Below are 11,969 nucleotides of genomic sequence, written 5' to 3' on the forward strand. Positions count from 1 at the left end.
GAGTTGTGCTTCTGTATTGCAAGACAATTCGCTGCGACGGATAGTGTATGGCCTGAAATACAGCCTAGGGAGTCCATATGAGCGTTAACCCCCATCGGCCACGGGTCGGCATCATCGGTACCGGGGCCATCGGTGGATTTTACGGGCTGATGCTGGCACGCGCCGGGTTTGACGTGCATTTTCTGCTGCGCAGCGAATTTGACGCAGTGGCGTCCGACGGGCTGCGGGTCAATAGCGCAGTGCATGGCGATTTACAGCTCAAACCGGTTCAGGCTTATCGCTCGGTTGCCGAGATGCCGCCTTGCGACTGGTTGCTGGTCGGCACCAAGAGCACCGGCAATGCCGAGCTGGGGCCGATCATCAGGCAGGCCGCTGCTCCGGATGCCCGCGTGTTGCTGTTGCAGAACGGTCTGGCCGTTGAAGACCCGTTGCGCGCGGTGCTGCCCGACAGCCTGCACCTGTTGGGCGGTCTGTGCTTCGTCTGCGTTCACCGAACCGCGCCCGGCGTCATTACCCATCAGGCGTTCGGCGCGGTCAGTGTCGGTTATCACAGCGGCCCCGCTGTTGATGAGGCCGGTCGTCTGGCCGTTGTCGAGGCCGGCGCGGCGCTGTTCAAGGCGGCCGGGATCGACGCCCCCGTCATGACCGATCTGCGACAGGCCCGCTGGCAGAAGCTGGTCTGGAATGTGCCCTACAACGGGCTGTCAGCCTTGTTGCAGGCCGGCACCACCCGGTTGATGACCGACCCTGACAGCCAGGCGCTGATCTGCGCGTTGATGGACGAAGTGGTGCAGGGCGCCGAGGCCTGCGGTCATGTGTTGCCGCCGGGGTTTGCGCAACACCTGTTTTCAGTGACCCGGAACATGCCTGACTATAAGCCCAGCATGTACCACGACCGGGTCGAGGCTCGTCCGCTGGAGCTGGAAGCCATTTATGCCCGGCCGCTGGCGGCGGCACTGGCGGCCGGCGTGGACATGGTTCGAGTGCGTGCGCTGTATCAAGCGCTGGCCTTTGTTGATCGCGGTAACCGTCGAGCAGGCGAGGAGTGATTCATGACCGACAATGACGACCATAAACTGGTTCTGGCCATTTCATCCAGGGCGTTGTTCGATCTGCGTGACAGTCATGCCGTGTACATGGCGGACGGCGTTGAAGCGTATCGCAAGTATCAGATTGAGCATGAAGACGGGATTCTCGAGCAAGGCGATGCCTTTCCTCTGGTTGAAAAACTGTTGAGCCTCAATGCCAGCCTCGGCAAGGCGCGGGTGGAAGTGGTGCTGGTCTCACGCAACAGTGCCGACACCGGCCTGCGGGTCTTCAATTCTATTCAGCATTACGGGCTTGATATCAGCCGCGCCGCCTTTGCCGGCGGGCGCAGCCCCTATCCTTATCTGGCGGCGTTCGGTTGCCATCTGTTCCTGTCGACGCATGCCGAAGACGTGCGCAGCGCACTGGACGCCGGGTTCGCTGCTGCGACCATTCTGTCGGGCGGTGCAAGGCGCGCTGCCAGTGCCGAGTTGCGCATCGCCTTCGACGGCGACGCGGTGTTGTTTTCCGACGAATCGGAACGGGTTTATCAAAGCGGCGGGCTGGCCGCTTTTCAGGCAAGCGAACGTGAGTCGGCCCGCGAGCCCTTGCGCGGCGGGCCGTTCAAACCGTTTCTGGCCGCGCTTAACCAATTGCAACGCGAGTTTCCTGACGCAAGTTGCCCGATCCGCACCGCGCTGGTCACGGCGCGCTCTGCGCCTGCGCACGAGCGGGTGATCCGTACCTTGCGCGAATGGGATATCCGGCTGGACGAATCGCTGTTTCTCGGTGGCTTGCAGAAGTCGGCGTTCCTTGAAGCGTTCGCCGCCGATGTGTTTTTCGATGACCAGCCGGGACACTGCGAAAAGGCCCGCGACGTGGTTGCCACGGGCCATGTTCCGCACGGCATCAGCAACGAAATAAAGCCACTGGCGTAACGGCACCGAGCAGTCCGCCGTCATGGCGCTTGATGCACTGCTACGCTGAGTCAATCTCCGCCATTCTGGTTGTACGGGAGGTTGTATGGTGCGTTCGATGCTGTATGCCACAGACTTGGGTCTGTATGCGCCGTATGTAACGCAGCACGCGTTGGCGCTGGCAAGAACGTTCAACGCCGGGCTGTACGTTGTCCATGTCGTCGAGCCGATGGGGTTGTTTGCCGAGTCGGTGCTGCAGAGTTACCTGGGACAGGATGCGTTGCGTGAACTTCACGGCAAGGGCGTGAGGGCGTTTCTGGACGGAATAGAGCAACGGATGCTTGACGGGTATCGTGAAGAACTCGGGGACGGGCACTCAGACCTGTCGCTGATTCGCACGGTGCGCGTTGTTCAAGGAGAGCCTGCCAGCATTATTCTCGAGCAGGCGCAGAAGCTGAGTGTGGACCTGCTTGTTGTCGGCAGCCACAGTCGCAGGGTGGAAGGCGGTGCATCGACAGGTCGGACGGCAGCCAGGGTGTTGCAGTTTTCCGAGGTGCCCGTGTACATGGTTCCAATCATGCTGAACAAAGGGCGAGGGTAAAGGAAGCCTCATTTGGTGGTTTTAATGAAATCGAGCGTGCGATCACCTTACAAAGGTGATAAAAAGTTCTAGAATTATTCGTCTCACCATTAATCCAGTTATATACCGTCGCTGATACCCATAGGGTTTATCTGCTTTGAGGGATACATATGAAGCTCCAACAACTGCGCTACATTTGGGAAGTGGCGCACCACGACCTCAACGTTTCCGCGACGGCCCAAAGCCTTTACACCTCTCAACCCGGCATCAGCAAGCAGATCCGTCTGCTTGAAGACGAGCTGGGTGTGGAAGTGTTTGCCCGCAGTGGCAAACACCTGACGCGCGTGACGCCAGCCGGCGAGCGCATCATCACCACGGCCGGTGAAATCCTGCGCAAGGTCGAAAGCATCAAGCAAATTGCCCAGGAATTCTCCAACGAGAAGAAAGGCACCTTGTCGATTGCCACCACCCACACACAGGCACGTTATGCGCTGCCGCCGGTCATCAGTAACTTCATCAAGCAGTACCCGGACGTTGCGCTGCACATGCATCAGGGGTCGCCGATGCAGATCGCTGAAATGGCGGCTGACGGGACCGTCGATTTCGCCATCGCCACCGAAGCGCTCGAGCAGTTCAGCGATCTGGTGATGATGCCGTGCTATCGCTGGAACCGCTGTGTCGTCGTGCCTCAAGGGCATCCTCTGACCAAAGTGCCAAAGCTAACGCTGGAACTGCTGGCGGAATACCCGATCGTGACGTACGTCTTCGGTTTTACCGGCCGGTCAAAGCTGGACGAGGCCTTCAGTCACCGCGGCCTGGTACCTAAAGTCGTGTTCACCGCGGCGGACGCCGACGTGATCAAGACCTACGTGAGGCTGAACCTGGGTGTGGGGATCGTGGCACGGATGGCCGTGGACGAAGAAGTGGACAGCGACCTGGTGGTTCTCGACGCCAGCGACCTGTTCGAGTCCAGCGTCACCAAGATTGCCTTCCGGCGCGGCACCTTCCTGCGCGGGTTCATGTGCGACTTCATCGAGAAGTTCGCTCCGCACCTGACGCGTGAGGTCATGGCCAAGGCGATTCAGTGCCACAACAAGCAGGAAATGGAAGAACTGTTTGCCAACGTCGAACTGCCGGTGCATTAACAGCGGCGGCAAGCGTTTAGCGGCGAGCTGCACGTTAAAGCCGGTCGGCTTCAGCTTGCAGCTCGCGACGCTGGTTGCTAGTTGCGTGCAATCAGATTACCCGCATGCAGCCCGCATTCTTTTTGCGTGGCTTCTTCCCACCACCAGCGTCCTTCACGTTCGTGCTGGTTCGGCAGTACCGGGCGAGTGCAGGGTTCGCAGCCGATACTGATGAAACCGCGCTCGTGCAGGCTGTTGTAAGGCAGTTCCAGCATCCGGATATACCCCCAGATTTCCTCGCTGCTCATCTGTGCCAACGGGTTGAACTTGTACAGCGTGCGCTCGGCGGTCGAAAAGGCGCTGTCGATTTCCAGCGCCGCAACGGCGCTTCGGGTGCCGGGGCTCTGGTCTCGACGCTGGCCGGTTGCCCATGCCTTGACGTTCGACAGTTTGCGGCGCAACGGCTCGATCTTGCGAATACCGCAGCATTCGCCGTGACCGTCCCGGTAGAAGCTGAACAGGCCCTTTTCCTTGACGAACGGCTCCAGCTTGCTCTGGTCTGGCGAGACAATTTCGATCTCGATCTTGTAGTGGTCACGGACCTGTTCGATGAAACGGTAGGTTTCCGGGTGCAGGCGGCCTGTGTCCAGGCTGAAGACCTTGACGTTTTTGTTCAGTTTCCACGCCATGTCCACCAGCACGACATCTTCGGCACCGCTGAAGGAAATCCACAGCTCGTCGCCAAAATGCTCGAACGCCAGTTTCAGAATGTCCTGCGCAGACTTGTTCGCATAAGTGGTCGCCAGTTCGGCGACGTCGAAAGGGTGGCTCATCAGGCGGCTTCCTAAAATGCAAAGGTGGCGCTTAAGCGCTCGTGATGGCGGCAATGGTAACAAAATCCATCGTTCATGAGCCGCTGCCTGCCAAGGGCAATGCGTTGCAACGCTCCAGGCGAGGGGCTAGAGTGCCGTTTCGCCCGGTGGTGAGACGTCTTTGAGGAGTGTGCCGTGGAAATTGCCTGTCTGGACCTTGAGGGTGTGCTGGTCCCGGAAATCTGGATCGCCTTTGCCGAAAAAACCGGCATCGAGTCGTTGCGTGCGACCACTCGGGACATTCCGGATTATGACGTGCTGATGAAGCAGCGCCTGCGCATCCTTGATGAGCACGGCCTGAAACTGTCCGACATTCAAGCGGTGATCAGCACCCTCAAGCCGCTGGACGGCGCTGCAGCGTTTGTCGACTGGCTGCGTGAGCGTTTTCAGGTGGTGATCCTGTCGGACACCTTCTACGAGTTCTCCCAACCGCTGATGCGCCAACTGGGGTTTCCGACGCTGTTGTGCCATCGGCTGATCATCGATGACACCGACCGCGTGGTCAGTTACCAATTGCGTCAGAAAGACCCCAAGCGTCAGTCGGTGCTGGCCTTCAAGAGCCTCTACTACCGGATCATTGCGGCAGGCGACTCGTACAATGACACCACGATGCTGGGCGAGGCCGACGCCGGCATTCTGTTCCATGCGCCTGACAACGTTATCCGCGAATTCCCGCAGTTTCCGGCGGTGCATACCTTTGATGATCTGAAGAAGGAATTTATCAAGGCATCGAATCGAGACCTGTCGCTTTAGAGGCCGGGCCTGTGCTTCTCGTCTTGTGCAAAAACGGACGCGGAGCGTCCGGAACGGCATTCCCACGCTGGCGCATGGGAACGATAGGTGTGAGCCCGAACACTAGCGTTCCAACGCTCCACTGGAGCTGGCCGGACGCCTCTCGTTTCTCGCTTGACTCCCGTGTAAGAGTGCTTTGCTGATCAAAGCGCCTCGAGCGTCTCCAGCAGCACGCGGACCTTGGTGAAGGTTTCCTGATATTCCGCCTCGCAGTCCGAGTCGGCGACGATGCCGCCGCCGCCCCAGCACGAGACGTGTCCGTCCTTGACCAGCAGACTGCGGATGGCAATCGAGCTGTCCATTTCGCCGCGAACGTCCAGGTACATCAGTGAGCCGCAGTACAGGCTGCGGTGGGTCGGCTCTAGTTCGTCAATGATCTGCATGGCACGAATCTTCGGTGCGCCGGTGATGGACCCGCCGGGAAAGCTGCCCGCGATCAGGTCCAGCGCATCGTTACCGACCGCCAGCTCGCCGGTTACGCTGCTCACCAGATGGTGAACGTTGGGGTAGCTTTCCAGGCTGAACAGTTCGGGGACCTTCACTGAACCGATGCTGCAACTGCGCCCCAGATCGTTGCGCAGCAGGTCGACGATCATCAGGTTCTCGGCGCGATCCTTTTCGCTGGACAGCAGCTCCCTGGCAAAAGCAGCGTCCTGTACCGCGTCCGGGCTGCGTGGCCGTGTGCCTTTGATGGGGCGGGTCTCCACTTGCCGTGAACTGACCCTGACAAAGCGTTCCGGAGACAGGCTCAGCACGGCGTCAGACCCCGGCAGTGCCAGATAACCCGCAAACGGGGTAGGGCACGCTGCCCGCAGCGCGCAATACGCCGCCCACGGATCGCCAGCGCAGCGGGCCTGAAAGCGCTGCGCGAAATTGACCTGATAACAGTCACCCGCCTGAATGTAGGCCTGAATGCGTGCAAAAGCCTGTCGATAGTCGTCCGCGCTGATACTGGCCTGAAACGGCTGATCGAGTTTGAAGCCTGTGGCAGATAATGGCGCGTTGGCGCTAAACAGCTCGATCAGCCGCGCCCGTTCACGTGTGGCCAGTGACGGATGGAAAACCAACTGGCTGGTGCCGTGCCGATGGTCGCTGATCAACGCCCAGGCGTAGAGCCCCAGACGGGCTTCAGGCAGTTGCAGGTCGTCGCGCGCCTGATCGGGCAGCGGTTCAAGGCGACGGCCAAATTCGTAGCTCAGGTAACCTATCAGGCCGCCTGTAAAGGGCAGTTCGCAGCCCTCAGGCAGGGTTGCCGTTCCCAATGATGCCAGGCCGTCGCGCAATCGCTGAAGATAAGCCGTACCCGTTTCATCCTCTGCCACCACAAGCGTTTCGAGTGGCCAGGCGCTGAGCAGGTCATACCGTCCGCGCCCGGCGACCGGCCTGCCGCTGTCGAGCAGAACGGCACCCGGCTCATGACGTATCCGTGAAAAAAACACGGCCGGGTCAGTGCTGTAGGGCAGAGGGTGTATCGAGCAAGTGGACATTATCAAGTGTCAGTCTTGGGAGCGCGGCCGGCGATTGTAGCCTTGCTGCCGGGCCGCTCCTAGCAGTATGTCGGGTGCGGGCATGACTCAGACGCCGGGTACATGGCCGAACAGCTGCTGCGCAAAATCGACCCGTTCCTGAGGCGATTCCTGGCGTCCTTCGAGGGCCAGTTGTTCCAGGCGTGCCTCGACGGCCTGGGTGCGATGAGTCAGGCCGGCGTCGTTGGCGATCTGGATATTCAGGCCTGGTCGGGCATTGAGTTCCAGGATCAGCGGACCTTTGTCCTGATCCAGCACCATGTCGACGCCGATATAACCCAGACCGCACAGCTCGTAGCATTCGGCCGCCAGCTTCATGAAACCGTCCCAATTGGGCAACTGCACGCCGTCTACCGAATGTGTCGTATCGGGGTGCTTGCTGATGATGTTGTTCAGCCAGGTGCCTTGCAGGGTCACGCCGGTGGCCAGGTCCACGCCAACACCAATCGCCCCCTGGTGCAGATTCGCCTTGCCGCCCGATTGGCGCGTCGGCAGGCGCAGCATGGCCATCACCGGGTAGCCCATCAGCACGATGATGCGAATGTCCGGTACACCTTCATAGCTGATGCTTTTGAAGATCGAGTCGGGGACGACCCGGTATTCGATCAGCGCACGGTCACGGTGGCCGCCCAGGGAATAGAGGCCGGTGAGGATGCTGGAGACCTGATGCTCGATTTCCGAATGGCTGATGATACGGCCGGAGACCGTGCGAAAGCGTTCCTCGAAACGGTCGGCGATGACCAGAATGCCGTCGCCGCCCGCGCCTTGGGCAGGCTTGATCACGAAGTCGTTGCGCCCGCCGATGATCTCGTCAAGCCGGTCGATTTCCTTTTCCGTGGAAATCACCCCGTACATCTCCGGAACGTGAATGCCCGCCGCGATGGCGCGTTCCTTGGTGATGATCTTGTCATCGACAATCGGATACAGGCTGCGCTTGTTGTACTTGAGCACAAAGTCGGCATTACGCCGATTGATGCCCATGATGCCGCGGGCTTCGAGTGCCTTCCAGGTTTTCCACCAGCCGATCACTTGGCCTTTTCCTCTTTAAGGAAGGCCTTGAAACGCATCAGCTCGGTCAGGCGGTAGCCACGGTATCTGCCCATCGCCAGCATGAAGCCCACCAGAATCAGCAGTACGGCCGGGAACGTGAAGACGAAGTAGGTCAGTTCCGGCACGCTCATGATCAGGTGCGCCAGGGACGCTGCGAACAGCGTGCCGATGGCGACTTTCATGGCATGGCTGCCGCCACGCTCTTCCCAGGTGATCGACAGGCGCTCGATGGTCATGGTCAGGATCACCATCGGGAACAGTGCCACCGACAGGCCGCGTTCCAGGCCCAGCTTGTGGCTGAACAGGCTGATGGCGGCGATCAGCACCACGACGAACGTCAGCACCACCGAGAGACGCGGCAGCATCTGCAGCTTCAAGTGCTCAAGGTATGAGCGCAGTGACAGGCCTAACGCCGTGATCACAGTAAACAGCACGATACCGAAGCCCAGCTGCGTTTCGCGGAACGCCAGGGCAATCAGTACCGGTGTGAACGTGCCCAGAGTCTGCAGGCCGATCAGGTTGCGCAGGATCAGGATGACGAGTACGCCAATCGGGATCATCACCATGACCATGAACGTCTGCTGGGTTTGCAGCGGCAGGCCGTACAGCGAGTAGGCCAGGAAATCCGAGTCAGTGCTGGCGTCGGTCAGTTTGGCCAGACGCATGGCGTTCATTTCACTGTTGTTGAGGCTGAAGGTGACCTGGACTTTCTTGCCGCCTTCAACGGAAACCAGGTTTTCTTCACCGGTCCACCACAGCAGACGGTCTTCCGGCATGCCGGCTTCGCCCGTGTCCGGGTTGAAATAGAGCCATTCCTTGCCATTGAAGCTGCGCAGCCAGAGTTCCGGCGTCTGCGGCTGGTCGGCCTGCAAGCGAATGGTATGGGCTTTTTCCATCGGCACGTGGGCGATCGACAGCAGCAGCTCGGTGATTCGCGCCTTGTTCGAAGCCGAGGTGTCACCTGCCAGCAACAGCTTGACGTTATCGTCATTCAGGTTGTTGACGCGTTTGATGGCTTCGGTAATGAAGGTTTCGACATCCGCCGAGTGCTGACGGATCGGCGCCAGAAGCGCCTCGGCAGCGACTTTTTCAGGGCCTTCGACGGTCATGCTGTCGCGAAAGATCGGGCCTTTGACCTTGGGTTTCTCGCCGCTGTAGCGCTTGGTCAGCACCAGTCGGTAGTAAAGCGTCTGGTTGCCGGTAGCGCGACGTGCAGACCAGGTGACCTTGCGGTTGCCGTCAGCGCGATTGACGCTGACGCCGTAGTTGTTCGAGATAAAACTCTCGTTGAGGCTGATGTAGTCGTGGGCCAGTGGCGGCACGAACATCTGGATTTTCACGGAATCCTTGGGGTTGGCAACGAATTCGACCTTGGCGTCGATATTCCACAAGTCATCGGTTTCGTCTTCGGACACCGGTATGCCGAGCGCCAGTATCTGATAGGCCGTGATCGCAATGCCCAGGGTCACCAGGACAGTGATCAGGATCTTCAGATGGAGTGTAAGAGCGCGCATGTATTTACTCTGCGTTTTGAGCGACGGAAGCGCAGTCGGGCTTTCCTGCCGCATATTTAAGACTTGGATCGACCAGCGCATCGAAGCGTTTCAACGCCTCGGAGCCGATCAAAAGCGGATATTGGAATGCACTTCGGTCAGTCAAGTTCACTTCTATGGTGCGTAAAACTTCACCCATGCAAATATCCAGCGTAATCACCGGTCGCGAAGAGAAGCGGTTTTCGTCATCCGGGTCCAGGTCGTCGGCACGCCGTTTGATTTTGCTGACCCGCGCAAGCGGCCGTTCAACAGGGTGGACATGCTTGCGGTCGATGGCCAGGTAGAAGCGCACCCAGCTTTCACCGTTGCGTTTGAAGTGCTTGATGTCGCGTGCGCTCAGCGAGGCGGTCTTGGCGCCCGTGTCCAGCTTGGCGGCGACTTCGACGTCGATATCGGTGAGTCTGGCGTATTCGTTGAGGCCATAGACGGTCTTGTTGGCGGCCAGGCTCAGGCCCGGCAAAGACAGGAGGCATGACAATGTGAAGAGGGTAGTGAGTCTCATAAATCCTGGCGCGATGAGCAAATAACTTCAGGGTCAGGGCGCAAGCGGGATGGACCTGATGATAGTGAGGCAGGGAGGCCGCAGGCGGTAGGCTCCGATCCGGAAGCGTACCGTGCAGACGCGACGCGCAGTCTAGCATGAAGCCTTGGGGGTGCCAGTTGTCTACCTGAGCATCTGTTCAGGTTGACTGATAAGGGCGGGTAACCCTGAATTGCATGATTGTCGACAATGCTTGATTTGGCTTTGACGTTTAGGTCGTTTATGGCTAGATTTGCAGCTATTAAATAACAAGGTGTCGACAATGTCGGTTTTGGTCGAGAAGCTGCTGACAACGGAAGACGACCCGGAAACCCTTTCCGAGAACGTCTTCCGACGCATTCAGGCGGCCATTGTCAAAGGCGAGATTGCCCCCGGCAGCAAGATTTCCGAGCCGGAACTGGCCCGTACGTATGGCATCAGTCGTGGTCCGCTGCGTGAGGCTATCCATCGGCTTGAGGGGCAGCGACTGGTGGTTCGGGTGCCTCACGTCGGCGCGCGCGTGGTTGCGCTGAGCCACGCCGAGTTGATCGAGCTGTACGAAATTCGCGAATCCCTGGAAGGCATGGCGTGCAGGCTGGCGGCCGAGCGCATGACCCAGGCTGACATCGATGAGTTGCGCGGGGTCCTCGATACCCACGAGCGCGACGCAGCCTTTCAGGCCGGTATCGGTTATTACCAGCAGGAAGGCGATTTCGATTTCCATTACCGGATTATTCAGGGCAGCGGTAACCGCACCCTCAGCCAGATGCTCTGCGGCGAGCTTTATCAACTGGTGCGCATGTACCGCATTCAGTTCTCCACCACGCCCAATCGTCCCCGCCAGGCCTTTGCCGAACACCACCGGATTCTCGACGCCATCGCCGAGCGCGACGGCGAGCTGGCTGAATTGTTGATGCGCCGACACATCGGCGCGTCCAGACGCAACATCGAGCGCCACTATGAGGCGGCTTCCCAGGCAACTTCCGACCGAGGTGAACAATGAGTTCCAACAACCGTACTCCCGGCCAGCGTTTTCGCGATGCCGTTGCCAGCGAACAGCCGCTGCAAGTGGTCGGAGCGATCAATGCCAATCACGCATTGCTGGCCAGGCGCGCAGGTTTCAAGGCGATCTACCTGTCCGGTGGCGGGGTGGCTGCGGGGTCGCTGGGCATTCCTGACCTCGGGATCACCGGCCTGGAAGACGTGCTGATCGATGTTCGTCGCATCACCGACGTGTGTGATTTACCGCTGCTGGTGGATGTCGACACCGGTTTCGGTTCCTCGGCTTTCAACGTGGCGCGCACGGTGCGCTCGATGATAAAGGCGGGCGCTGCGGCAATTCACATCGAGGATCAGGTGGGTGCCAAGCGCTGCGGTCATCGCCCGAACAAGGAAATCGTCTCGCAGCAGGAAATGGTCGACCGCATCAAGGCTGCCGTCGATGCCCGCACCGACGACAGCTTTGTGATCATGGCGCGTACCGATGCGCTGGCCGTCGAGGGGCTCGAGTCGGCGCTGGAGCGTGCTGCGGCCTGCATTGAAGCGGGCGCCGACATGGTGTTCCCGGAAGCGATTACCGAACTGGCCATGTACAAGCAATTTGCCAATCGGGCAGGCGTGCCGATTCTCGCCAACATCACCGAATTTGGCGCTACGCCGTTGTTCACGGTCGATGAGCTGCGCGACGCCGACGTCTCGCTGGTGCTTTATCCGCTTTCCGCATTCCGCGCCATGAACAAGGCCGCGGAAAACGTCTACGGCGCGATCCGTCGTGACGGTAGCCAGAAAAACGTGGTCGACAGCATGCAGACACGCATGGAGCTGTACGACGCCATCGATTACCACGTATTCGAGCAGAAGCTGGATGCGTTGTTTGCGCAGAAAAAAGGCTGAAACCCCTTGTGGGAGTGAGCTTGCTCGCGAAAGCGGTGGCCCATGCGCCCATTTCCAGGGGCTGTGCCTGCCGCTTCGCGAACAACACGGATCGCCGCCCGGTCGCTCCTAAGGCC

12 protein-coding genes are annotated in these 11,969 nt (G+C 59.6%); 7 read left to right on the forward strand and 5 right to left on the reverse strand.

All coding sequences use genetic code 11. The annotated features are described in order from the left end of the window. The first annotated feature begins 77 nt into the window (after positions 1-77). From BW686_RS11970 to cysB, 4 genes are all read left to right on the forward strand, one after another. Entirely contained in the window at positions 78-1,049 is a 972-nt protein-coding gene (locus BW686_RS11970) for a putative 2-dehydropantoate 2-reductase (RefSeq protein WP_084916944.1), read from the forward strand. A gap of 3 nt (positions 1,050-1,052) precedes the next feature. Then, complete coding sequence (locus tag BW686_RS11975; RefSeq protein ID WP_084916946.1) at positions 1,053-1,964, forward strand: 5'-nucleotidase; 912 nt, start codon at positions 1,053-1,055, stop codon at positions 1,962-1,964. 85 nt (positions 1,965-2,049) lie between these two features. Continuing rightward, positions 2,050-2,544 carry a universal stress protein gene (locus BW686_RS11980; protein WP_084916948.1) on the forward strand — a complete coding sequence of 165 codons (495 nt, stop codon included), beginning with the start codon at positions 2,050-2,052 and terminating at the stop codon, positions 2,542-2,544. Positions 2,545-2,693: 149 nt separating this feature from the next. Then, entirely contained in the window at positions 2,694-3,668 is a 975-nt protein-coding gene (gene cysB / locus BW686_RS11985) for an HTH-type transcriptional regulator CysB (protein ID WP_003382487.1), read from the forward strand. A gap of 77 nt (positions 3,669-3,745) precedes the next feature. On the opposite strand, the gene BW686_RS11990 is transcribed toward cysB, so the two are convergent. Beyond that, positions 3,746-4,480: a phosphoadenylyl-sulfate reductase gene (locus tag BW686_RS11990; RefSeq protein WP_084916950.1), complete on the reverse strand. Its 735-nt coding sequence runs from the start codon at positions 4,478-4,480 to the stop codon at positions 3,746-3,748. Between the two features lie 174 nt (positions 4,481-4,654). Between BW686_RS11990 and thrH the strand changes: the two genes are divergently transcribed. Further along, positions 4,655-5,272: a bifunctional phosphoserine phosphatase/homoserine phosphotransferase ThrH gene (gene thrH / locus BW686_RS11995; RefSeq protein WP_084916951.1), complete on the forward strand. Its 618-nt coding sequence runs from the start codon at positions 4,655-4,657 to the stop codon at positions 5,270-5,272. Positions 5,273-5,454: 182 nt separating this feature from the next. Here thrH and pabB read toward each other — a convergent pair whose 3' ends face one another. From pabB to rloA, 4 genes are all read right to left on the reverse strand, one after another. Continuing rightward, positions 5,455-6,798: an aminodeoxychorismate synthase component I gene (gene pabB, locus BW686_RS12000; protein ID WP_084916954.1), complete on the reverse strand. Its 1,344-nt coding sequence runs from the start codon at positions 6,796-6,798 to the stop codon at positions 5,455-5,457. Between the two features lie 87 nt (positions 6,799-6,885). After that, the gene (locus BW686_RS12005) at positions 6,886-7,863 is read right to left on the reverse strand and encodes an alpha-L-glutamate ligase-like protein (protein ID WP_179149258.1); all 978 of its coding nucleotides are present in this window, start codon (positions 7,861-7,863) and stop codon (positions 6,886-6,888) included. After that, a complete protein-coding gene (rloB, locus tag BW686_RS12010) occupies positions 7,863-9,401 on the reverse strand; it encodes an osmotic stress tolerance membrane protein RloB (protein ID WP_084916958.1) in 1,539 nt (512 codons plus the stop codon). Before rloB ends, BW686_RS12005 begins: the two co-directional genes overlap by 1 nt. A gap of 4 nt (positions 9,402-9,405) precedes the next feature. Further along, complete coding sequence (gene rloA / locus BW686_RS12015) at positions 9,406-9,942, reverse strand: retropepsin-like aspartic peptidase RloA (protein WP_084916961.1); 537 nt, start codon at positions 9,940-9,942, stop codon at positions 9,406-9,408. 301 nt (positions 9,943-10,243) lie between these two features. On the opposite strand from rloA, the gene BW686_RS12020 reads away from it, so the two are divergent. Next, positions 10,244-10,963, forward strand: coding sequence for a GntR family transcriptional regulator (locus BW686_RS12020; protein WP_084916963.1), 720 nt, complete (start codon positions 10,244-10,246; stop codon positions 10,961-10,963). Further along, the gene (prpB, locus tag BW686_RS12025) at positions 10,960-11,853 is read left to right on the forward strand and encodes a methylisocitrate lyase (protein WP_084916965.1); all 894 of its coding nucleotides are present in this window, start codon (positions 10,960-10,962) and stop codon (positions 11,851-11,853) included. The genes BW686_RS12020 and prpB overlap by 4 nt, the downstream gene beginning before the upstream one ends. The last annotated feature ends 116 nt before the right edge of the window (positions 11,854-11,969 follow it).

Source organism: Pseudomonas syringae (assembly GCF_002157375.1).
GTDB lineage: Bacteria > Pseudomonadota > Gammaproteobacteria > Pseudomonadales > Pseudomonadaceae > Aquipseudomonas > Aquipseudomonas syringae_T.